Below are 21494 nucleotides of genomic sequence, written 5' to 3'. Positions count from 1 at the left end.
ACCTACTTATAATTGCTCTAGGTTCATATTACGCAGTATAACGAGCACGTTTTATATAGAGGAGATGAAAGAATGGCTTTAACAGCTGGTATTGTTGGCTTACCTAACGTCGGGAAGTCAACGCTATTTAATGCAATTACACAGGCTGGAGCGGAGTCTGCTAACTATCCGTTCTGTACCATTGATCCAAACGTCGGAATTGTAGAAGTTCCAGACGAGCGTTTGCAAAAACTAACAGAATTAGTGCAGCCAAAAAAGACAGTTCCGACTGCTTTCGAATTCACTGATATTGCTGGTATTGTGAAAGGTGCATCTAAAGGAGAAGGTTTAGGGAATAAATTCCTTTCTCATATTCGTCAAGTAGATGCGATCTGTCACGTGGTGAGAGCTTTTGCTGATGATAACATTACACATGTGTCAGGTAAGGTTGACCCAGTGTCAGATATTGAAACGATTAATTTAGAATTGATTTTGGCTGATCTAGAAACGGTTGAAAAGCGTTTAACTCGTGTGAGTAAGCTTGCGAAACAAAAAGATAAGGAAGCGGTAGCTGAATTTGATATTTTGGAAAAGCTGAAGGACGCATTTGAAGCTGGAAAATCTGCAAGATCGGTTGAATTTACAGATGAGCAGCAGAAGCTTGTGAAGCAGCTTCATTTACTCACGTCAAAACCTATTCTGTATGTAGCAAATGTGAGTGAGGACGAAGTAGCAGATCAGGACGGAAACGAATATGTACAGCAAATTCGTGAGTTTGCATCTGGCGAAAACGCTGAAGTCATCGTCGTTTGTGCGAAGATTGAGTCTGAAATTGCAGAGCTTGAAGGAGAAGAGAAGCAAATGTTCCTTGAAGAGCTAGGCATCAAAGAATCAGGTTTAGATCAGTTGATCAAAGCGTCTTATTCACTTCTTGGCTTAGCTACGTATTTCACAGCAGGTGAGCAAGAAGTACGTGCTTGGACATTTAAAAAAGGAATGAAGGCACCAGAATGTGCTGGAATCATTCATACGGACTTCGAGCGTGGATTTATTCGTGCTGAAACGGTTGCTTATGAAGATTTACTAGCTGGCGGAAGTATGTCTGCTGCAAAAGAAGCAGGTAAAGTTCGTTTAGAAGGTAAAGAATATATAGTGAAAGATGGAGACGTCATTCATTTCCGTTTTAACGTATAGGTTCTTGTCATAGGCCAAGTAATTTGTTATAATATACAATTGTGAGTAATATAATTTATTGCTCCTTGCCCGTATAGGGCCGCTTAGACCAAAAGGAGGTGCAATCAGATGAGAAAGTACGAAGTTATGTACATCATCCGCCCAACAGTTGACGATGAGGCTAAAAAAGCAGTTATCGACCGTTTTAATAACGTGTTAACTTCTAACGGTGCGGAGATCACTGGAACAAAGGATTGGGGTAAACGTCGTCTTGCATACGAAATCAACGATTTCCGTGAAGGCTTCTACCAAATCGTAAACGTTCAATCTGACGCTGCAGCAGTTCAAGAATTTGACCGCTTAGCTAAGATCAGTGACGATATCATTCGCCACATTGTTGTTAAAGAAGAAGAATAAATCATTGAAATATATATTTAAAGGTGGTCTTTCAATATGCTAAACCGTGTTGTATTGGTCGGAAGACTAACAAAAGACCCTGAGCTTCGCTACACGCCTAATGGTGCGGCTGTAGCCACGTTTACTTTAGCTGTGAATCGTACGTTTACGAATCAATCTGGAGAGCGTGAAGCCGATTTCATTAACTGTGTTACTTGGAGAAGACAAGCCGAGAACGTGGCTAATTTCTTGAAAAAAGGAAGTCTTGCCGGTGTAGACGGTCGCTTGCAGACAAGAAACTATGAAAACCAGCAAGGACAGCGTGTCTTCGTGACAGAAGTTCAAGCTGAAAGTGTTCAATTTCTTGAGCCTAAAAGCGGCGGTGCTGGTTCAGGTGGATACAGCGGCGGTGGCAATAGCGGAGGCCAGTATTATGGCGGCAGCCAAAATGATCAGAATCCATTTGGAAATGAACCAAGTCAAAATCCATATGGCAATCAAAACAACCAAAATCGTAATCAGGGAAATAGCTTCAATGATGACCCATTTGCGAATGATGGTAAACCGATTGACATCTCCGATGATGATTTGCCATTCTAATTGATCTGAAAAAAATGACCAAAGGAAAGGTGTGAAAACAAATGGCAGGTGGACGCAGAGGCGGTCGTGCGAAACGTCGTAAAGTATGTTTCTTTACTTCTAACGGAATCACGCACATCGATTACAAAGATGTTGATCTTCTTAGAAAGTTTGTTTCTGAGCGTGGTAAAATTTTACCTCGTCGTGTAACAGGAACTAGCGCTAAGTATCAACGTAAATTGACATTAGCGATTAAAAAATCACGTCAAATGGCATTACTTCCATACGTTACTGGTGAGTAAGTCGTTGACTTAAAAGCGAAGGGCCTTGAGCTCTTCGCTTTTTTTATTTGTCTCACTTTTATGAGAAAGTCGTTTCTGGCAGTCTAACTAGGGGAAGTATGTAAAAAGAGAGTCAACGTGACAGTTTGTTCTATACAAATACTAGGTTAATCTGTCATATTGGTATTTTAAAATATACTTGCAGTCAGGGCGTGGGAAGATGATTGAATTTAAGAATGTATCGATGCAATTTTCTGATGACCGCTATGCCGTTCAATCTGTTGATTTGGAGATTCAGAAAGGTGAATTTTTTGTATTGATTGGACCTAGTGGAAGCGGGAAAACGACGACTTTGAAAATGATCAATCGTCTCATCTCTTCTACAGAAGGTGAGATTTACATAAAGGGTCGAACCATCAGCGATTATGATATTTATGAGCTGCGCTGGGATATTGGTTATGTGCTTCAGCAAATAGCGTTGTTCCCTCATATGACCATAGAAGAGAATATTGCTGTAGTGCCAGAGCTGAAACAATGGAAGCGGACTGAGACAAATCAGCGTGTTGATGAGTTGATGTTCATGGTGGGGCTTGAGCCTGCTACCTATCGACATCGAAAGCCAGCAGAGCTTTCAGGAGGACAGCAGCAGCGAGTGGGCGTAGCACGGGCACTTGCTGCTGATCCTGAGATTGTCCTAATGGATGAACCTTTTAGTGCGTTAGATCCACTGACGAGAGAGAAATTACAAGATGATCTGCTTGAGTTACAGCGCCGTATTCAAAAGACCATCGTTTTTGTGACACATGATATGCAGGAAGCCATGAAGCTTGGGGATCGGATATGTGTGATGAATGAAGGAAAAGTGGTGCAGGTTGGACGCCCAGAGGAATTGATTCAGCATCCAGTGAATCCATTTGTGCGGGAGTTTGTTTCAGGAGCTGCCCGTCATATAGACCATCAAGCATTTGAGCTGACAACTATTTCTCAGCCCATGCCTCAAGATGATCTGTTAGGCGATGAAGCGGTCTCCATCCATGCGACGCTGGAAGAGGTTCTATCTCGACTGGCAGAGCATGAAGAGCTTGTTGTTGAGAAGGATGGGGAACGGATCGGACTCATCACTCGTCAAGCAGTGATTCAGTATTTAGCCGGTACTTCTGCTGAGAGGGGCGAGACACATGAATGAATGGACCAGTGTGCTATGGGCTCGAAAAGATCAGCTCGGACACGCCTTACTTGAGCATATTCAAATTTCCTTCATTGCGTTATTTCTAGCGATTTTGATTGCCATTCCATTAGGGATTTATTTAACGAGAGTCCCTAAGATAGCAGAGTGGATCATTGGGGTGACGGCTGTCTTGCAGACAATTCCGTCTTTGGCGCTGCTTGGACTGCTGATTCCTCTCGTTGGGATTGGTCAAGTGCCCGCAATTATCGCTCTTGTCGTCTATGCTCTTCTTCCTATTTTAAGGAACACATATACAGGCATTCGTGAGGTCGATCCGTCGCTGCGGGAAGCGGCGCTCGCTATGGGAATGAATCACCGCAAACGCTTATTAAAAGTAGAACTCCCTCTTGCTATGCCTGTGATCATGGCAGGTATCCGAACGGGGATGGTCCTCATTGTAGGGACAGCCACTCTTGCAGCTCTTATTGGGGCAGGTGGATTAGGGAGTCTGATTCTGCTTGGAATTGATCGAAATGATATGTCGTTGATCATCATTGGTGCTATTCCAGCTGCATTACTTGCGCTCTTATTTGATGTGGTCTTGCGGACACTTGAGAAAATCTCCTTTAAAAAAACCGTGATCTCTGTGACGGTCTTTGCTGTAATAGCAGGAGCAGTTGTCTCTGCCCCATTGCTGTTTCAACAAGAAAAGAAAGAGATCACCATTGGAGGGAAGCTGGGGTCAGAGCCTGAAATTTTGATCTCCATGTATAAGCTTTTAATTGAGCAGGATACAGATATCCAAGTCAATCTTAAGCCTGGTCTTGGTAAGACGTCCTTTGTTTTTCAAGCACTGCGGTCTGGTGATATTGACATCTATCCTGAATTTACAGGGACAGCGATTTCTGAATTTCTGAAAGAAACAGCGAAAAGCACGGATAAGGAAAAAGTGTATGAGCAAGCGCGTCAAGGTTTGGCGTCATCCTTTCAGCTTCAGCTTCTTCAGCCGATGGCTTATAACAATACATATGCTTTAGCCGTGCCTCAATCACTAGCGGATCAATATGATTTATCAAAGATTTCAGATCTGGGTCAAATCAAGAATCGTATACGTGTTGGCTTTACTTTAGAGTTTTCTGATCGTCAGGATGGATATTTAGGCATTCAAAAAGCTTATCAGTTTTCTTTTGGCGATGTGGTCACGATGGAACCGAAACTTCGATATCGAGCCATTCAAAAAGGGAATATTCAGTTGGTCGATGCGTATTCGACAGACAGTGAATTGAGACAATACAAGTTGAAGGTGCTTGATGATGACAAGCATGTTTTCCCGCCCTATCAAGGAGCGCCTTTGCTAAGACAGGAGACATTAAAAGAGTATCCTGAGATTGAGGCCTCTCTCAACAAGCTCGCTGGTCAAATCACAGATGATGAGATGAGAGAAATGAATTACGAAGTCAATGTGAAGGGGAAAGATGCATTTCAAGTAGCCGAAGCCTATTTAAAAAAGAAAAAATTACTTCAATAATCAAGGGGAAGCAGGTCTGCTATATATAAAGCGGCCTGCTTTTGAAAACAAAAAAACAAAAATCATTGACATCTATTTCAAAAAAGAATATCCTTAATTCGAGATAAATATATTTTTTGGTCATATATCTCGAATTCGAGATAATATAAAAGCGTCAGTCAAGACATAATGAGTAGAGACATGTTACGTCATGAAGAGGAGGTCATTAGAAGTGAAGAAAACAGAAGGAATTCACCATATCACAGCAATTGTTGGTCATCCTCAGGAGAATGTTGATTTTTATGCAGGTGTTTTAGGTCTGCGTCTCGTGAAAAAGACCGTCAATTTTGATGATCCAGGCACATACCATTTATATTTTGGAAATGAAGGAGGTTCTCCAGGTACCATTATTACGTTTTTCCCTTGGCCAGGTGCACAAAAGGGACAAATTGGAGCAGGTCAAGTAGGTGTGACAACATATGTCGTACCGACCGGTGCCTTCTCTTTTTGGAAGGAACGCCTTGAGCAGTTTGACGTTTCTTATGAAATGATTGAACGCTTTGGTGAGGCCTTTCTCTCATTTGAAGATCCGCACGGTTTATTGATAGAACTTGTAGAGCGTGAAGAAGGAAAACAGAATGACTGGACATTTAATGGGGTGACACCAGAAGTAGCGATTAAAGGGTTTGGCGGAGCTGTTTTATTAACTTCACAGCCTGAGCAAACGATGCAGCTACTAGAGCAAACGATGGGACTTGAAAAAGTCGGCACAGAAGGAGATTATGTGAGATTCCGTTCGTTTGGAGAAATCGGCAATGTCATTGATGTGAACAAGACACCTGTTGCACGAGGACGTATGGGCGTTGGTGTTGTACATCATATTGCGTGGAGAGCAACAGATGATCAGGATCAATTAGATTGGCAAAGCCATATTGCGCAAAGCGGATATCAAGTGACGCCTGTGCAAGATCGAAATTATTTCAATGCGATTTATTTTAGAGAGCTTGGCGGCATATTATTTGAGATCGCGACCGATCCTCCAGGGTTTGCACACGATGAATCTGTGGAAACGATGGGTGAAGCGTTGAAACTGCCACCGCAATATGAGGCGCAGCGTAGTCAAATTGAACAAATCGTGCTGCCGATTGAGGTAAGAGAAATCAAAGGGAAAGGAGATTCATGATGAAGCATCTTTTTCAAAAAGGAAAGAATGAACAAAAGCCTGTCCTTCTCATGCTGCATGGAACTGGCGGGACAGAGCAAGACTTATTGCCGCTTGCAGAAGTGGTAGACCCTGAAGCATCTGTTCTTAGTGTGAGAGGAAATGTATCAGAAAACGGCATGCCGCGTTTTTTCAGGCGTTTGGCAGAGGGTGTTTTTGATGAGCAAGATTTAATTGAGCGTACACAGGAATTATATACATTTATCGGGGAAGCAGCAGATAAGTATGGATTTGATCGTCACAATGTGGTAGCCATCGGCTATTCAAACGGGGCGAACATTGCTGGAAGTCTGTTATTCCATTACGGAGATGCGTTGAAAGGAGCGATCCTGCATCATCCAATGGTCCCAAGACGAGGGGTTTCATTACCTTCATTAGCGGGGAAACAAGTCTTTATAGCAGCTGGTGAAAATGACCCAATGTGCCGTCCTGAGGAATCTCAGGAACTGGAGCAACTGCTTCAGGAGGCGGGAGCATCCGTAACGCTTCATTGGGAAAATCGTGGACATCAGCTAACGAGAGAAGAAGTCGATGCTGCGGCATTGTGGTATCGTCGTCAATTTAAATAAGGTGGGGAATACAGGTGGGATTTTTACAGAAGCTATTTGGGCAAACCAAACAAAAGGAGATGGAACAAGTGGAAAACGTAAAACTAGCGATTATTTATTATAGTTCAACAGGTACAAACTATCAGATGGCAAAATGGGCTGAGGCTGGAGCGAAAGAAGCTGGTGCTGAAGTCAAAATTTTAAAGGTTCCTGAATTGGCACCAGAAGCCGTTGTTGCATCAAATCCAGCATGGAAAGCACATTTAGATGAAACAAAAGATGTCCCTGAAGTTCAGTTAAGTGACTTAGAGTGGGCAGATGCCATTATTTTCAGCATGCCGACACGTTTCGGTAACTTACCGGCTCAAATGAAGCAATTCTTAGACACAACAGGCGGTTTATGGTTCCAAGGGAAACTAGCAAACAAAGCAGTGAGTGCGATGACATCTGCACAAAACCCAAATGGCGGACAGGAGCAGACAGTTCTGAGCCTTTATACAACGATGTTCCACTGGGGAGCCATTATTGCCGCTCCTGGATACACGGATGATTCCTTATACGGCGCAGGGGGTAACCCTTACGGTGTGAGTGTGACTGTTGACCAAAATGGAAAGATCCAAGAGGATGCGGAAGCAGCCGCAAAACATCAGGCGAAACGTACAGTGAATGTAGCAGAATGGATCAAAAAAGGTCAAAACGCTTAATAGATGTATACAAAAAGAATGCAGCCACTCCGCTGCATTCTTTTTTCATTAATAAGGATCTGAAGGTGTGCTGTTGTTGATCGCATCGTTGACAGCCTGTGCCGCGCCTGTTGATCCAATGGGTCCGCTTGGCTCCTCTTGTTTGAAGGTTTTTAAGCCATCGGCCACACGTTTTCCGTAGTCAGGATCAGCTTTTGTGAAGTTTTCGATCATTTGGTCTTGGATGTCTTTTTGACAGGTAGCTAAGGTGTTGACTAAGTTTTTAATCAGTTCCTCACGTTCCCAATCATTGAAGCGACGATAGGTTTCTCCGGCTTGTCCGAAATTGTTCGGGCGGTCAATGGCTTCCCGTTTGACTTCACCCTCTACAAAAGGCGTATGATCCTTTCCATCTTGCTGTGCTTCTTTTAATCCTCCGAGAATGGACGGTTCATAATTCACATGGGGGTTTTGTCCTTTTCCTTGATCCACATGATATTCCATTTGCCCATCTCGCTGATTGGTGGCAACATGCTTTTTCGGTGCATTGATCGGCAGTTGTAAATAATTTGGCCCGACACGATATCGCTGCGTATCAGAGTATGAGAAGGTACGTCCTTGCAGCAATTTATCATCTGAGAAATCTAATCCGTCTACAAGAACCCCCGTCCCAAAGGCAACCTGTTCCACTTCTGCAAAATAATTTTCTGGATTTTTGTTTAGCACCATTCGTCCGATCGGTTTCCATGGATAGTCATCCTTGTACCAGAGCTTTGTCGGATCGAGTGGATCAAAGTCTAGATGGGGGTGGGTGTCATCTTCCATGATTTGCGCGTATACTTCCCATTCAGGATGATCCCCTTGTTCAATGGCTTCATATAAATCCTGTGTGGCATGATTAAAGTTTTCCCCTTGAATGGCTTGGGCTTGTTCTTGTGTCAGGTTGCGAATTCCTTGCTTTGGTTCAAAGTGATATTTGACCAACACTGCTTTTCCTTCATGATTCACCCATTTATAGGCATGGACGCCAGAGCCTTGCATGTGCCGGTATGTGGCAGGAATGCCCCATGGCGAGAAGAGAAATGTCACCATATGTGTTGCTTCAGGTGATTGTGAAACGAAATCAAAAATGCGCTCGCCATCCTGACGATTGGTGACAGGGTCAGGCTTAAAGGCATGAACCAAATCAGGGAATTTCAAAGCATCTCGAATAAAGAAAATTTTGAGGTTGTTCCCAACGAGATCCCAGTTGCCGTCTTCTGTATAAAATTTGATCGCAAATCCCCGCGGATCGCGTAAAGTTTCTGGTGAATGTCCGCCGTGAATAACAGAAGAAAATCGAACGAAGACAGGAGTCTTTTTTCCTTTCTCTTGAAATAATTTGGCTCTTGTATAAGTGGAAATGGGTTCGTCACCGAATGTACCGTAGGCTTCAAAGTATCCGTGTGCGCCAGCACCTCGTGCGTGAACGACACGTTCAGGGATGCGTTCACGATCAAAATGACTGATTTTCTCTAGGAAATCGTAGTTTTCAAGCGTAGTCGGTCCTCTATTCCCAACGGTTCTCATGTTTTGATTATCTGTTACTGGGTGACCTTGGCGATTCGTCAAGGTTTCTTCTGACTCTGAAGATGATGTAGGCTGTTGATCTTCTTTCAAGGTAGAATCCCTCCTTCAATATCTCCTTAACAATATGGTCATGTTGCTCCCTATTTCATACAAGGATTGATATAATGAGTGAAAACTTTTATGAGGAGCGGACCTAATGATTCGATTGCACTGCCTTCACGCACATCCATCTAATATTTCTTACATTGACGACGCTTTTTATGACACAGGATTTGATCTGCATCACATCGTCGATTCATCATTTATGGAACGAGCCAAACAAGATCCCGCATTTGATCTTGAGCAGCAGCAAACCTATGCTATCAACAGACTCATGCAAGAAGGAGAGGCTGATCTTGTTTTATTAACGTGTACACAATACATTGCGGCTTTGGGGGAGCAGCAGCACCTGTTCAAACAACCAATTGTTTCGATAGATGAGCCGTTATTTGAGCAGATTTGTGAGCGAGAGGGTCCGCTTCAGCTAGTGTTTTCAAACCCAGATACAGTAGAAGGAACGATGAAGCGACTGTCTTCATATGTAAAAGAGCAGGGAAAGCAGTTAAAGGCAGAAGTGGTTGTGCTAGAGGATGTCTTTCATCTTTGCTTGAACGGTGATATACAAGCCTACCATGAGCGAATTATGGAACAGTTAAGGCGATCTGTGAAGCAGCATGGAGATATATGTGTGATGCAGCTCTCGATGGTTCACGCTGCAAAGCAGGTAGAGCAGGAAACAGGAGTGTCCATCATTCATCCGCTTTCACCACTTAAACCATTTGTTTATCAAAAAATAACGGCTTTAAAAGAGTGAACCCGTCAGGTTCGCTCTTTTTGTATAGAAACGTAAATGGGATGACATGTTAAAAAAATAATGGAGCGCAAACTATTTTTAACAGGTGCGCGTCTATCCAATGTAAGAAATAACAGATGCGCATTTAAGATAAAGGAGCTCTTTGTAAAATGAAGAAACGAAAGATTGATGATCAATTTGCGGATTACGTAATGGAGCATAAACACAGTTTTTATCGATTGTCCTATAGCTATGTCAAAAACCCAGAAGATGCGATGGATGTCGTTCAAGAGGCGATTCATAAAGCACTCAAATCTGTTCACCGATTAGAGGATGCGACCAAGATGCATAGCTGGTTTTATAAAATCGTCGTAAACGCTGCCCTCGACTTTTTACGAAAGAAGAAGCGTGTGCAAGTGACAGACGATGATACGCTGGAATTTTTATCACAGGGTGAATCGGATGTCTATGAGGATCAAGATGTCAGGCGGGCAATAGAAGATTTGCCGGAGATGTATCGGGTCATCATTATATTAAGATTCTTTGAGGATTTAAAGCTAGAGGACATTGCTCATATTCTTGGAGAAAATGAAAACACCATTAAAACAAGATTATATAAGGCGTTGCGGCTTTTAAAAGTAGAATTATCGCAGGAGGAAATATAAATGGATAAGCATTTGGAACAGTTAAAAGAGGAATATCTAGAAATCCCTATTCCCCCGGAATACGATGCTATGGTTGAACGGACATTAAAACGAAAAAACAAGCAACCTCATTTTCAGAAATGGACGATCGGACTTGTTGCTGCGGCTGCTTTATTTGTCACCACTGTAAATGTCAGTCCGCAGGCAGCAAGAGCGATTTCAGAAGTACCCGTCATTGGAGAGCTTGTGAAAGTCGTGACGTTCACAGAATTTAAAAAGAGCGATCAGGGAACAAATATTGATCTCAAAACACCACATGTTTCAGGGCTTGGGGACGGAAAATTACAAGACAGCCTGAATCAAAAATATTTAGCTGAAAACAAAAAGCTGTATCAAGATTTTGAAAAGGAAACAAAGGGTTATAAAAATGGTCATTTGAGTGTAGAGAGCGGATATGAAGTAAGAACAAACAATGATCAAATTCTTTCACTAGGTCGATACAAGGTGACGACTCAGGCTTCTGCGGCAGAGGAAATGACATATGATACGGTGGATAAGAAACACCATGTACTCATTACATTACCAAGTCTATTTAAAGATGACCGTTATATTGATGTGATTAGTGAAAATATTAAAGAACAAATGAAAAAACAGATGAAAGAGGATTCAAATAAGATTTACTGGATGACGAAGCAAGATACGGTTGATCCGTTTAAGAAGATTCAGCCAGATCAAAGCTTCTATATCAATTCAAAAGGCAAACTGGTGATTTCCTTCAACGAATATGATGTGGCGCCTGGTTACATGGGTGTAGTTGAATTCACGATTCCAACAAGCGTGCTAAAGGATATTCTCGTCAGCGATATGTACATTCATTAAAAGAAGAAAAAAGACTGCTGAAGATGTCAGCAGTCTTTTTATGTTTATGAAGAAAGTGCGTCTGTTAGTGCAGGCACGACTTGTTTCTTTCTTGATACAACACCTTTTAGTAAAGCAGTGTTGTTTTCAAGTGTGACATTGAATGCTTTTTCTACTTTTGCTGCTTCAGCACCAAGTGCAAGCGCAAGAGAGTCATTTTCTAGAATGTCTGTGATCACTAAAACAAATAGATCAAGACCTTTCGCTGCGATGACTTCATTGATTTTTGCTTCGATGTCAGCTTGTCTTGCTGTTACTTCAGCGATATCAACTGTATTAACTTGTGCAATTTCGACTTTGCTGTTACCTAGTGCAAATTCTTTTGCATCCAGTGTGATTAATTCTTGAACTGTTTTTTGGCTTAGGTCAGCTCCTGCTTTCAGCATATCTAAACCATATACTTCAGGGTCTACTCCTGCGATTTTTGCCAGCTCATGCGCAGCATCAACATCCTGCTGTGTGCATGTTGGGGATTTGAATAGCAAGGAATCAGAAATGATCGCAGACAAAAGCAAACCAGCGATTTCTTTTTCAATTGTGACTTGGTGCTCTTTGTACATTTTGTTTAAGATCGTTGCTGTGCAGCCAACTGGCTCAGCACGATAGTAAAGAGGTTCACTTGTTTCAAAGTTGGCAATACGGTGATGGTCAATGACCTCTGTCACTTGTACTTGATCAATATCGCTTACACTTTGTTGGAATTCGTTATGATCGACAAGAATGACTTGTTTTGTTTCGTTTGCAGCCGTTTCAATGAAACGAGGTGCTTCTTGTTTAAAGAAATCTAATGCGTATTGTGTTTCTCCATTGATTTCTCCAAGTCTGACAGCTTCTGCTTGAACGCCAATTTTGTTTTTCAGATCAGCATAAGCGATAGCAGAGCAAATCGTGTCTGTGTCAGGGTTTTTGTGTCCGAATACGAGTGTTTTTCCCATGTGAATTCTCCTTCTTACTTTTATTGATGATGTTTCTATTCTAACAGCTTTTGACCTTGAATTCAGGGTTTATAGCTAAGAATAATCTAAAAAATTGTAACATGCTGTCTGAAAAGTTGCATGTATAAGACGATCTAAGTTGTTCCACGTGAAACGCTCTTGGAATAGCCTGCATTTTACTTGCGATTTACGGCTATGGTAAAATAAAGGTTGGGTCAAGATATGACGGAGCGTACATCGTACGTATACATAGAAGTACACATTGAGCAAGATATAGAAAAATGATTGGATTGAGGTGAAGGTGTGAAACAAACAAAAGCGTTAGTAGAAGGCGCTATCATGATCAGTATTTTTGCGGTCATGACGCTGTTTTATTTGTATGTGCCACTTTTAGCCATTATTTTCTTCATGGCTGCTCCGATTCCGATCATTCTCTATACAATCAGGCATGGCTTGAAAAAAGGAATTGCGGCTGGCGCTATTGGCATAGTGATCAGCTTTTTAATTGGGTCTATTAATGGGCTGTTAAGTGCGCCAATGCTGATTGCTGTTGGAGTAGGTATGGGTGTTTTCTACAGCAGGAGGCAGCCAGGTCAGGCTATTATTACGGGTGCGCTGATCTACTTATTCAGTTTTCTCATTTACTTTGTTGTCAGTGTCCAGCTGTTTCAAGTAGATATACTGGGTGTCGCAAAGGAATCAATTGACCAAATCATGCCGATGGTAGAGAGTACCTTAAAACAATCTGGCGCTTCTGATCAGGAGATAGCAAAACAACTCAAGCAGTTTAGAGAGATGCAGGATACGGCATTAAATTCTTTACCTGTAGCGCTTTTGATTTTTGTCACGCTCATGTCTTTCGTCAATCATTGGTTTGTGCGACCGTTGATTAAACGGTTTGTTCCAGACATGCCAGCTCTTAAGAAATTTAAGGATATGCGGCTGCCAAAAAGCATGGTATGGTATTATTTACTCACACTGCTTTTGATGCTGATTCAGCCGGAGAAAGGCAGCTTTTTATCGCTCGTGCAAACGAGTGCTTTTCAAATTTTATTTATACTGGTGCTTATTCAGGGCTTTTCTTTTATCTTCTATTATTGCCACGAAAAAAACATCTCAAAAGTGGTACCCATTTTTGCCGTCGTATTGACGATTCTCTTTCCGCCAATCGGTGTGATTGTGCGTATTATAGGGATTGCTGACATAGGCTTTGATTTAAGAGAAAAAGTAAAAACAAATAATTCACTCTGAATGTTGAGGAGTTGATATCAGTGCCAAGCTTCTATCGAAAACCTGTCATCAAGTATCCGATCTTCGCGTTAATTGTTCTTGCGGTGATCACAGTCCTCCTCAACCTTTATTTTAATTGGATCATAGGAGCGGTTGGTCTTTTAGTCCTTGCGGGTGTGCTCTACTTTTTAAAGTGGGCAGATACGCAGGTGCAAAAAGAGATTGATTCATATATTTCAACATTATCCTATCGAGTCAAAAAGGTTGGAGAAGAAGCATTAATGGAGATGCCAATTGGTATTATGCTGTTTAATGACCAGTATTATATCGAATGGACCAATCCATTTCTCGCTTCGTGCTTCCATGAAAGCACACTTGTCGGCAGATCCTTGTATGATACATTTGAATCCATTGTGCCTCTTATTAAACAAGAGGTTGAGACAGAAAATGTGACGCTGAATGACCGGAAATTCAAAGTCATTATTAAACGGTCAGAGCGCCTTTTATATTTCTTTGATGTCACGGAACAAGTGCAGATTGAAAGACAGTATGAAAATGAACGAACGGTGTTATCTTATATCTTTTTAGACAATTATGATGATGTGACGCAGGGGCTTGATGATCAGGTGCGTAGCGCGATAAATAGTGAAGTCACATCGCTGTTAAACAATTGGGCACAAGAATACGGCATTTTCTTAAAAAGAATTTCATCTGAACGATTTATGGCTGTATTAAACGAGAGCATCTTAGCAGAGCTTGAAGCGTCGAAGTTTTCCATTTTAGACGAGGTTCGTGAGAAAACAGGGGCACATAGCGCCACACTTACCCTTAGTATTGGAATCGGTGCGTCTGTTCCTTCTTTAAAAGAACTTGGCGCACTTGCGCAGTCGAGTCTTGACCTTGCCCTCGGACGAGGCGGGGATCAGGTAGCGATTAAACAGCCGAATGGGAAAGTGAAATTCTACGGTGGAAAAACCAATCCAATGGAAAAACGGACACGAGTACGCGCACGGGTCATTTCACATGCTTTAAAAGAAATTGTATCTGAAAGCGGTAATGTCATGATCATGGGGCATAAGTTCCCCGACATGGACTCTATCGGTGCCTCGATCGGGATTTTAAAGGTTGCTCAAGCGAATGGAAAAGAAGGTTACATCGTCATTGATGCCAACCAGATTGGGGATAGCGTTCAACGCTTAATTAGTGAAATTAAGAATTATGAAGAACTTTGGTCCCGTTTTATCACGCCTGAGGAAGCGATGGAGCTTGCAAAGGATGACACATTGCTTGTGGTTGTAGATACACATAAACCGTCCCTTGTGATGGAAGAACGACTGCTAAATAAGATCGAAAACGTCGTTGTCATTGACCACCATAGACGTGGTGAGGAATTTATCCGAGATCCTTTACTTGTCTATATGGAGCCGTATGCTTCATCTACAGCAGAACTTGTGACAGAGCTGTTAGAGTATCAGCCGAAGAAATTGCGGATTAACATGATTGAGGCCACAGCACTTCTTGCTGGGATTATCGTGGATACGAAGAGTTTCTCCCTCAGAACGGGGTCAAGAACGTTCGATGCAGCATCCTACCTTCGTGCAAAAGGGGCAGATCCTGTCCTTGTGCAAAAGTTTTTGAAAGAGACAGTCGATCATTACATTAAACGGGCAAAGCTCATTCAGCATACAGAGCTGTATCAAAATCAGGTAGCGATTGCTTCCTTGCCGTCTGACAGATCTGAGTATTATGATCAAATTACGATCGCACAGACGGCTGATTCTCTCTTGTCGATGAGTGAGGTTGAAGCATCATTTGCTGTCGCAAGGCGAGATGACGATACGGTCTGTATTAGTGCAAGATCGTTAGGGGATATCAACGTTCAAATTATTATGGAAGCATTAGATGGCGGCGGTCATTTGACTAACGCTGCGACCCAGATTTATGGTATAACCATTGAAGAAGCGGTAGAGAAGTTAAAAGCTGCCATAGACGAATATTTCGAAGGAGGGGTTCAAAGATGAAAGTCATCTTTCTAAAAGACGTAAAAGGCAAAGGGAAAAAAGGCGAAGTCAAAAATGTAGCTGACGGATACGCTCACAACTTTCTCATCAAACAAGGGTTAGCTGTTGAAGCAACTCCAACGAACCTAAGTGCATTGGAAGGGCAGAAAAACAAAGAGAAAAAGAATGCCATCCAAGAGCTTGAGCAAGCGAAACAATTAAAAGAAACACTTGAGGCGCTGACAGTGGAACTCACTGCTAAATCAGGTGAAGGCGGTCGTCTATTCGGTTCGATTACAAGCAAACAGATCGCTGATAAATTGCAAAAAGAACATCAAATCAAACTCGATAAGCGTAAAATCGAGTTGAATGATGCCATTCGTGCGTTAGGATACACAAATGTACCGGTGAAGCTTCACCCAGAAGTACAAGCAACATTAAAAGTGCACGTCACAGAACAAGCATAAACAGAAAAGAACCCGTCTCCTCGTGAGACGGGTTCTTTTTTTATGATGGATCTGAAATATAGATGCTTCGTCCAGCACGCATACCGGATAAAAACATGAAAAATAGGACGATGATAAAGATGATAATAGATGGCGTCCATGTATGTGTCACATCAAAAAGGATACCGATCATGAATGGACCAACAGCGGCTAATAAATAACCGAGTGACTGCGCCATTCCAGAAAGAGCAGCTGCTTGTTCCATATTGGTTGTTCTTAATCCGATAAATGTGAGGGCAAGACTGATACTGGCCCCTTGTCCGACGCCGATTAATAGCACAGAGATAACAAGAATAGGCGTCGACCCTCCGAGAAGGAGACCAATCATGCCGAGTAAATACACAAGGACAAGGCCGACGACAAGCGGTCTTTGCGTTTTTAATTTTTCTGCAAAAACGGGCGTTAAGAAGGTGGATGGCAGACCGGTGAACTGCATAATAGAGAGCATCCATCCCGCTGTCGCTAGGTTCATGCCATGTGATGTCAAAATATCAGGAAACCATGCGATGCTGCTGTAGAAAAGGAATGATTGCAAGCCCATAAAAAAGGTCACCTGCCAAGCGACACGTGAACGCCATATTGGCTGCTCTTTGAGTGAAATGCTTTTGACAGCCGCTGTGTTCTGATGAAGAAGCTGCGGCGCCCACACCATCATCGCAAGAAGTGCAAGTCCGGCCCAGACAAGGAATGATGTATTCCAGCCGCCAGGCATTGCATGACTGAGCGGAACGCTGACACCAGATGCAAGTGCAGCAAAAACGGACATCGATGTCGTATACACGCTTGTCATTAATCCAGCATGTGCAGGGAATTTATGCTTCACAAGTCCAGGTAAAAGCACATTACAAATCGCAATCCCGACGCCGACTAGCGCCGTTCCCATCATTAAAAAGGTGATGCTGCCAAATGAACGAATGACAATCCCAAAGAGCAGGACAGCAAGCCCAAGCCAAAGTGTTCGTTCATTCCCAAGACGTTTTCCGATTTTAGGTGCAATGGGAGATAGCAATGCGAATGAGAGCAGTGGTAATGTCGTGAGGAAACCAGCAAGTCCATTTGAAAGCTGTAAATCGGAACGAATTGCGTCGATCACAGGGCCAACGGACGTAATGGCAGGCCGCAGATTAAATGCAATGAGCAAAATCCCAGCAATTAGCAGGATGGTTTGTCCTGTACTGCGAGGATGTAATGTTGATTTTTCTAGTTGTTGTTCCATGAATGTAAACTCCTTTATTTCTTTAAGAACGATCTTTCTTCTGTTCAAGATCCGCTAATTTAGCTAATAAGATATGCTGCGGCATATGCATAATTTGTTCTAACGGTACATTGAGTGATGCAGCAAGCTTTTGTGCGGTATCGGCTGAGATTTGTAAAGGTCTCATGCGCAAATCCCTCCTCTTTCAATCTATACGTTCCAATATACCATATCGACTTTGTGACTTGCTGATAAAAAATTAAGGTTTTCTTTTATAAAACCACTTGATGGCCGATAAGAAATTTTTTTGAAATTGTTTCAGATGGTGGCCCTCTCCTTGTTCAATGTGAAAGTGAAGCTTTCGTTCCTGCATCCCTTTCTGTAATAAAAGATCATGGAGTTGTTTGTTGAATAAAGGCATGTGCTGTTGGACAGATATTTTGCCTTTCCCTTCTTCACTGCCTACAGACAAATAGACAAGGTGGTCCACAGACTGAATGCTTTGTTGTTTAGCAAACGGTAGAAAATCTTGATACCAAAATGACCCAGAGATAGATGCGATGTTTTTAAAAAGAGCAGGGTACATCAATAAAGTATAAATTGCAAATAGCCCACCTAATGAAGCACCTATGTGACTATGTTCATGACCGGTCTGTTTGACTGGGTATTCTCTTTTGATATATGGAAGCAAGCCATTTGTTAAAAATGACACATATGTCTGTGCCTCACCTTTAAAGTCAGGGAATCCAGAACGCAGTGATGATGCTTTCCATGGTGTATATTCGTCAAGTCGATTGAATGGGTGTATACCGACGATGATGATTGGCGAGATGGTTTTGGCTTCAATCATGCTTTCGATCTCTAGCAGGTGGGTTCTAAACAAAGAAGAGCCATCTTGTACAAAGACAGCTGGAACATCAATAGAGGTGTCCGGTGGAAGGTAAATATCAAGCTGCCGCCCGTTCAATTCGTCATATAGAAACGTTCCGTTCATGTGTATTCTCTCCTTCAAGTTTTCAAGCTCTGCTGAAAAGAAGAACAAAGGGCTAAAATGTTTAGCCCTTTGTCAAGATGCGCATCTTTTTAGTTGGTTTGATCTAGCCATTTGACAGCCTGATCAAGGAAGGTTGTTTTGCTTAGTGCTGTTCCTCCCTGAAGCATAGGATCAACGACATTTTCATTGATGTGTCCATTTTTCACAGCTTTTAGGCTGTTCCAAATTTTATTTCCCTCTAAGTCCTTCAATGCATTTGGATTCGATGAGTTTTCCTCTTGGGAGAACTGAACAAAGATATAATCAGGATTGAGTTCGCCTAGGCGTTCCAATGAAATCATTGCTTGTGCTTTGGCTTTTTTGATATCACTTGGTGCTGTAAACCCTAAGTCCCCATATAAAGTAGAGTTGAAGTATACGTCTTCAGGGTACACGTACAGGTCGCCCTGTCTAATGCGTAAAATGACAGCTGTTTTGTTGTTGCTTTTGTCTTTCAGGGTTTCTTTCGCTTGTTTGAGATCTTTCTGATAATCAGAAATGATGCTTTTCGCTTCTTCACTTTTTCCAGTCAGTTCACCGAGTAATAAAAGGTTACTTTCCCAGTCGGAAGAGACATGTGATACTGGGATCGTCGTTTGGACTTTATCTAGTTTTTTAATTGTTGCAGGCGGGAACTTGGTTGATCCGAGTATCACGTCTGGTTTTAGTTTTAAGATTTTTTCTAGGTTCGGTTCTGTTTTTTCCCCAATGCCTTCTGTTTTTGCTGTAATGTCTTTAAATAATTCAGGGAAAGTGCCGCCTACAGTAGAAGCCCCAATAGGGTCGATACCAAGTAGTTTTGCATCTTCCATCGATTCTAGGCTTCCAGCAATGACGATTCGTTTCACTGGTGTTTTCAGTTTGTACGTTTGATCTAAGTATTTGATATTTGTTTCTGCTGCTTCAGCTGACTTGCTTTTGGTTGTGTTTGAAGCCGGTTTATTTTCTGCAGCACCACAGGCTGCTGCGATGATCGTCATGATACAAAGGATAAGCAATGCGAACCATTTTTTCATTTGTTTTCTCCTTTAAGTGATAATTGTTCTCAATTAAAGATTGTAGTAGTCATTCGTCCTTTTATCCATAGACAATGATCTGTCTAGTGATGGACTTTTTACGGAAAAAAAGATAAAAGGTCCTGAATGACTCGTTGATGACTGGCTGCTGTGTATTCACGCCAAGGGTCAGAAGCGAGTGGATAGACGGCTTGTTGCGTCACAGCCTTGAGATTTTGCCAAGCCTCCTGTTGCTTTAATTTTTGATAAAAAGCAAGGGTTTTTGGTTCTTTATGCAACAAGAGGAAGATTGCATCTGGGTCTAACTGCTGTATAGAGTGAATGCTGATTTTTTTTTCGATGAGCTGGCCATCATTCTGAAAAGCCGGCAGAAGGCCAATGTCATGAAAAATTACTTCTGACAAGGTGCGATTGACAGATAAGTAGAGCTGATCTTGAAAGATACGAAGAGGCAGGACGGTTCTTGGTGGATGATCAATAACGCATTCCTTTTTCGCTTGATTAACGAGTTCTTCGTAATGAAGCAGCCATTCTTCTGCTTCCCTCGTTTCGTTTAAGAACAGAGCTGTTTGTCTGAATTGAGTGCGCCAATCCAATTGTGTGAATGGAACAAAGTGCACAGGACAGATGGTTTTCAACGCTTGTTTTTCTGCCTCTGTCACATGATCATTGGCAATGATCAGCTCAGGTTGTGCTTCCTTCAATTGCTGTAAATTGGCTTCAGCGTGCTCGTTGATACGATGTGCACTCAGATGGATCGGAATTTCTTCTGCATAATGCTCAAAATCATGTGCTGTCCATTTAGGGTGAAGAGGGGCAGCATATGGGATGATATGAATAGGTGTGAGCTGCCCGAGTATGGAATGGCCATAGGCAGCCATTTTCCGTTGACGGCTTTTCATATAAGCAGAAGGAGTGATACCCGTTTTTTTCTTAAAGATGCGGCTAAAGTAATAGGGGTCTTGATAGCCGATGTCCTGTGCAATGTCTTTGAGCTTTGCATGACCTTTCGCCATTAACTGTTTGGCTCTAGCCAGTCTTTTCTTGGTGATATAATCAGTGACACTCACATCAAAATGCTTTTTAAATAGCTCACTGTAATGATTGGCGCTGATACCAGCCATATGAGATAGACTTGTAAGGCTGAGAGGTTCTTCGGAATGTTGATCGATATATTGTTTTGTTTTGAAAAGGGCGTGTGTTGTGTCACAAATGTCTTCTTTATGCAGTGTGAAAAGCTGCAGGATGAGCTGTTGAAAAAGGGTTTGGCTTCTAAAAAAGCTAATGGATTCAGGTTTTTGCCATTCTGTTGTCATGTCGGACAGTAAAGAATGAATTTGTTCAATCGAGCTAATATCGATAAATTGCCATACATTCAGTAAAGATCGGGCATGTTCAGTTGATACTTCTTCTATGTTTTGACCTTGTAGCGTGTACATCTGAAAGCGAAACAGATAGAGCTCGTGTTTTTGATAAGGCTCTGTTTTCAACATAAATGTTTCCCCAGGCATCATCGTATAGAGTGTCAGATTTTTCAATCGCCATCTTTGATCATTCAATTTAAGTAAACCGCTGCCGCTTATGCTAAAGAGGAGGCAGAAAGTATCTGACAACTGCTGCTCCGTATGTGGAAGATCTGCATTATTTATTTTTTCAGTATATGTTAATCGATAAATGCATTGTTCAGCATTTACCTTTGTACATAATTGATGATTGTTTCCCATAAAACCACCTGATCTCTTATTAATTGATAAACATTCTCAATTGAATTGTATCAGAAAGAGCTGGAAAATGGTGTGTTTATTCTGTTAAAAAAAGCACCCTGATGGAGATCAGGGTGCGATGATTTATTCCGTTTTTCCATGTGCTAACGCAGGTTCTTTTGTTAAGCTTAATGGCCGTAAGTCCTGCCAGTGTGTCTGGATATAATCAATGCAGGCATTTCTAGTGTCTTCACCAAAGACCTTTTCCCATCCATCTGGTATTGGTGCAAATGATGGCCAAAGTGAATGTTGTCCTTGTTCATTGACAAGCACAAGAAATACACCGTCTTCACGATCAAAGGGATTTGTCATTTGTC

23 protein-coding genes are annotated in these 21494 nt (G+C 42.0%); 15 read left to right on the top strand and 8 right to left on the bottom strand.

What is annotated here, in order from left to right:
- The first annotated feature begins 72 nt into the window (after window positions 1-72).
- The 9 genes from ychF (at window position 73) to wrbA (ending at window position 7557) form a co-directional block, all read left to right on the top strand.
- Window positions 73-1173, top strand: coding sequence for a redox-regulated ATPase YchF (ychF, locus tag AC0VYC_RS19105; protein ID WP_007497458.1), 1101 nt, complete (start codon window positions 73-75; stop codon window positions 1171-1173).
- A gap of 108 nt (window positions 1174-1281) precedes the next feature.
- Window positions 1282-1569, top strand: coding sequence for a 30S ribosomal protein S6 (gene rpsF / locus AC0VYC_RS19100; protein WP_008347557.1), 288 nt, complete (start codon window positions 1282-1284; stop codon window positions 1567-1569).
- A 36-nt stretch (window positions 1570-1605) separates the two neighbouring features.
- Window positions 1606-2148: a single-stranded DNA-binding protein SsbA gene (ssbA, locus tag AC0VYC_RS19095; RefSeq protein WP_007497456.1), complete on the top strand. Its 543-nt coding sequence runs from the start codon at window positions 1606-1608 to the stop codon at window positions 2146-2148.
- A gap of 41 nt (window positions 2149-2189) precedes the next feature.
- Window positions 2190-2429 carry a 30S ribosomal protein S18 gene (rpsR, locus tag AC0VYC_RS19090; protein ID WP_008347556.1) on the top strand — a complete coding sequence of 80 codons (240 nt, stop codon included), beginning with the start codon at window positions 2190-2192 and terminating at the stop codon, window positions 2427-2429.
- Between the two features lie 199 nt (window positions 2430-2628).
- Window positions 2629-3594 carry an ABC transporter ATP-binding protein gene (locus AC0VYC_RS19085; RefSeq protein ID WP_475389104.1) on the top strand — a complete coding sequence of 322 codons (966 nt, stop codon included), beginning with the start codon at window positions 2629-2631 and terminating at the stop codon, window positions 3592-3594.
- The gene (locus AC0VYC_RS19080; RefSeq protein ID WP_475389102.1) at window positions 3587-5104 is read left to right on the top strand and encodes an ABC transporter permease/substrate-binding protein; all 1518 of its coding nucleotides are present in this window, start codon (window positions 3587-3589) and stop codon (window positions 5102-5104) included. Before AC0VYC_RS19085 ends, AC0VYC_RS19080 begins: the two co-directional genes overlap by 8 nt.
- 190 nt (window positions 5105-5294) lie before the next feature.
- Window positions 5295-6266 carry a ring-cleaving dioxygenase gene (locus AC0VYC_RS19075; protein ID WP_172793269.1) on the top strand — a complete coding sequence of 324 codons (972 nt, stop codon included), beginning with the start codon at window positions 5295-5297 and terminating at the stop codon, window positions 6264-6266.
- A complete protein-coding gene (locus AC0VYC_RS19070; RefSeq protein ID WP_475389100.1) occupies window positions 6263-6874 on the top strand; it encodes an alpha/beta hydrolase in 612 nt (203 codons plus the stop codon). Before AC0VYC_RS19075 ends, AC0VYC_RS19070 begins: the two co-directional genes overlap by 4 nt.
- A gap of 59 nt (window positions 6875-6933) precedes the next feature.
- Window positions 6934-7557, top strand: coding sequence for an NAD(P)H:quinone oxidoreductase (gene wrbA, locus AC0VYC_RS19065; RefSeq protein ID WP_045034926.1), 624 nt, complete (start codon window positions 6934-6936; stop codon window positions 7555-7557).
- A gap of 48 nt (window positions 7558-7605) precedes the next feature.
- Here the strand turns inward: wrbA and katX are convergent, their stop codons facing one another.
- The gene (gene katX, locus AC0VYC_RS19060; RefSeq protein ID WP_056703823.1) at window positions 7606-9195 is read right to left on the bottom strand and encodes a catalase KatX; all 1590 of its coding nucleotides are present in this window, start codon (window positions 9193-9195) and stop codon (window positions 7606-7608) included.
- Window positions 9196-9301: 106 nt separating this feature from the next.
- Here katX and AC0VYC_RS19055 point away from each other — a divergent pair, with 106 nt between their 5' ends.
- The 3 genes from AC0VYC_RS19055 (at window position 9302) to rsiV (ending at window position 11460) form a co-directional block, all read left to right on the top strand.
- Window positions 9302-9958, top strand: a complete 657-nt coding sequence (locus tag AC0VYC_RS19055; RefSeq protein ID WP_047946680.1) for a hypothetical protein — start codon at window positions 9302-9304, stop codon at window positions 9956-9958.
- A 149-nt stretch (window positions 9959-10107) separates the two neighbouring features.
- Window positions 10108-10602 carry an RNA polymerase sigma factor gene (locus tag AC0VYC_RS19050; RefSeq protein ID WP_007497431.1) on the top strand — a complete coding sequence of 165 codons (495 nt, stop codon included), beginning with the start codon at window positions 10108-10110 and terminating at the stop codon, window positions 10600-10602.
- Window positions 10603-11460, top strand: coding sequence for an anti-sigma-V factor RsiV (gene rsiV / locus AC0VYC_RS19045; RefSeq protein ID WP_178896598.1), 858 nt, complete (start codon window positions 10603-10605; stop codon window positions 11458-11460).
- Between the two features lie 44 nt (window positions 11461-11504).
- Here the strand turns inward: rsiV and AC0VYC_RS19040 are convergent, their stop codons facing one another.
- Window positions 11505-12434, bottom strand: a complete 930-nt coding sequence (locus AC0VYC_RS19040) for a manganese-dependent inorganic pyrophosphatase (protein ID WP_008347534.1) — start codon at window positions 12432-12434, stop codon at window positions 11505-11507.
- A 303-nt stretch (window positions 12435-12737) separates the two neighbouring features.
- Between AC0VYC_RS19040 and AC0VYC_RS19035 the strand changes: the two genes are divergently transcribed.
- From AC0VYC_RS19035 to rplI, 3 genes are read left to right on the top strand one after another with little or no spacing between them, the layout of a single operon-like run.
- Window positions 12738-13685, top strand: coding sequence for a YybS family protein (locus AC0VYC_RS19035; RefSeq protein ID WP_017359883.1), 948 nt, complete (start codon window positions 12738-12740; stop codon window positions 13683-13685).
- Between the two features lie 20 nt (window positions 13686-13705).
- Entirely contained in the window at window positions 13706-15685 is a 1980-nt protein-coding gene (locus AC0VYC_RS19030; RefSeq protein WP_017359884.1) for a DHH family phosphoesterase, read from the top strand.
- Window positions 15682-16131 (top strand): 50S ribosomal protein L9, encoded by a 450-nt coding sequence (gene rplI / locus AC0VYC_RS19025; RefSeq protein ID WP_007497423.1) that lies wholly within the window; start codon window positions 15682-15684, stop codon window positions 16129-16131. Before AC0VYC_RS19030 ends, rplI begins: the two co-directional genes overlap by 4 nt.
- A 40-nt stretch (window positions 16132-16171) precedes the next feature.
- Here rplI and AC0VYC_RS19020 read toward each other — a convergent pair whose 3' ends face one another.
- The 6 genes from AC0VYC_RS19020 to AC0VYC_RS18995 form a co-directional block, all read right to left on the bottom strand.
- Window positions 16172-17386, bottom strand: coding sequence for a CynX/NimT family MFS transporter (locus AC0VYC_RS19020; RefSeq protein ID WP_475389096.1), 1215 nt, complete (start codon window positions 17384-17386; stop codon window positions 16172-16174).
- Window positions 17387-17408: 22 nt separating this feature from the next.
- Window positions 17409-17552, bottom strand: a complete 144-nt coding sequence (locus tag AC0VYC_RS19015) for a YycC family protein (RefSeq protein ID WP_327861876.1) — start codon at window positions 17550-17552, stop codon at window positions 17409-17411.
- A gap of 72 nt (window positions 17553-17624) precedes the next feature.
- Window positions 17625-18359, bottom strand: a complete 735-nt coding sequence (locus AC0VYC_RS19010; protein WP_272511318.1) for an alpha/beta hydrolase — start codon at window positions 18357-18359, stop codon at window positions 17625-17627.
- An 89-nt stretch (window positions 18360-18448) separates the two neighbouring features.
- Window positions 18449-19414 (bottom strand): iron-hydroxamate ABC transporter substrate-binding protein, encoded by a 966-nt coding sequence (locus AC0VYC_RS19005; protein ID WP_035704087.1) that lies wholly within the window; start codon window positions 19412-19414, stop codon window positions 18449-18451.
- Between the two features lie 98 nt (window positions 19415-19512).
- On the bottom strand, window positions 19513-21138 hold the full coding sequence (locus AC0VYC_RS19000) for an ABC transporter substrate-binding protein (protein WP_475389093.1): 1626 nt from the start codon (window positions 21136-21138) through the stop codon (window positions 19513-19515).
- Between the two features lie 123 nt (window positions 21139-21261).
- Window positions 21262-21489 (bottom strand): MbtH family protein, encoded by a 228-nt coding sequence (locus AC0VYC_RS18995; RefSeq protein WP_024718451.1) that lies wholly within the window; start codon window positions 21487-21489, stop codon window positions 21262-21264.
- Between the last annotated feature and the right edge of the window lie 5 nt (window positions 21490-21494).

It is taken from the genome of Bacillus sp. iso_77 (genome assembly GCF_056173625.1).
Note: the sequence above shows the minus strand (reverse complement) of the source record. Positions and strands in the feature narration are given on the sequence as shown.

Excerpts from the sequence above, each read along its gene's own strand:
- AC0VYC_RS19085 (WP_475389104.1), top strand. The coding sequence starts at position 2,629 with ATGATTGAATTTAAGAATGTATCGATGCAATTTTCTGATGACCGCTAT.
- AC0VYC_RS19080 (WP_475389102.1), top strand. The coding sequence starts at position 3,587 with ATGAATGAATGGACCAGTGTGCTATGGGCTCGAAAAGATCAGCTCGGA.
- AC0VYC_RS19005 (WP_035704087.1), bottom strand. The coding sequence starts at position 19,414 with ATGAAAAAATGGTTCGCATTGCTTATCCTTTGTATCATGACGATCATC.
- AC0VYC_RS19055 (WP_047946680.1), top strand. The coding sequence starts at position 9,302 with ATGATTCGATTGCACTGCCTTCACGCACATCCATCTAATATTTCTTAC.
- AC0VYC_RS19070 (WP_475389100.1), top strand. The coding sequence starts at position 6,263 with ATGATGAAGCATCTTTTTCAAAAAGGAAAGAATGAACAAAAGCCTGTC.
- wrbA (WP_045034926.1), top strand. The coding sequence starts at position 6,934 with ATGGAACAAGTGGAAAACGTAAAACTAGCGATTATTTATTATAGTTCA.
- AC0VYC_RS19040 (WP_008347534.1), bottom strand. The coding sequence starts at position 12,434 with ATGGGAAAAACACTCGTATTCGGACACAAAAACCCTGACACAGACACG.
- AC0VYC_RS19050 (WP_007497431.1), top strand. The coding sequence starts at position 10,108 with ATGAAGAAACGAAAGATTGATGATCAATTTGCGGATTACGTAATGGAG.
- rsiV (WP_178896598.1), top strand. The coding sequence starts at position 10,603 with ATGGATAAGCATTTGGAACAGTTAAAAGAGGAATATCTAGAAATCCCT.
- rpsF (WP_008347557.1), top strand. The coding sequence starts at position 1,282 with ATGAGAAAGTACGAAGTTATGTACATCATCCGCCCAACAGTTGACGAT.
- AC0VYC_RS19000 (WP_475389093.1), bottom strand. The coding sequence starts at position 21,138 with ATGGGAAACAATCATCAATTATGTACAAAGGTAAATGCTGAACAATGC.
- AC0VYC_RS19010 (WP_272511318.1), bottom strand. The coding sequence starts at position 18,359 with ATGAACGGAACGTTTCTATATGACGAATTGAACGGGCGGCAGCTTGAT.
- ssbA (WP_007497456.1), top strand. The coding sequence starts at position 1,606 with ATGCTAAACCGTGTTGTATTGGTCGGAAGACTAACAAAAGACCCTGAG.
- ychF (WP_007497458.1), top strand. The coding sequence starts at position 73 with ATGGCTTTAACAGCTGGTATTGTTGGCTTACCTAACGTCGGGAAGTCA.
- AC0VYC_RS19075 (WP_172793269.1), top strand. The coding sequence starts at position 5,295 with ATGAAGAGGAGGTCATTAGAAGTGAAGAAAACAGAAGGAATTCACCAT.
- rpsR (WP_008347556.1), top strand. The coding sequence starts at position 2,190 with ATGGCAGGTGGACGCAGAGGCGGTCGTGCGAAACGTCGTAAAGTATGT.
- AC0VYC_RS19015 (WP_327861876.1), bottom strand. The coding sequence starts at position 17,552 with ATGAGACCTTTACAAATCTCAGCCGATACCGCACAAAAGCTTGCTGCA.
- AC0VYC_RS18995 (WP_024718451.1), bottom strand. The coding sequence starts at position 21,489 with ATGACAAATCCCTTTGATCGTGAAGACGGTGTATTTCTTGTGCTTGTC.
- AC0VYC_RS19020 (WP_475389096.1), bottom strand. The coding sequence starts at position 17,386 with ATGGAACAACAACTAGAAAAATCAACATTACATCCTCGCAGTACAGGA.
- rplI (WP_007497423.1), top strand. The coding sequence starts at position 15,682 with ATGAAAGTCATCTTTCTAAAAGACGTAAAAGGCAAAGGGAAAAAAGGC.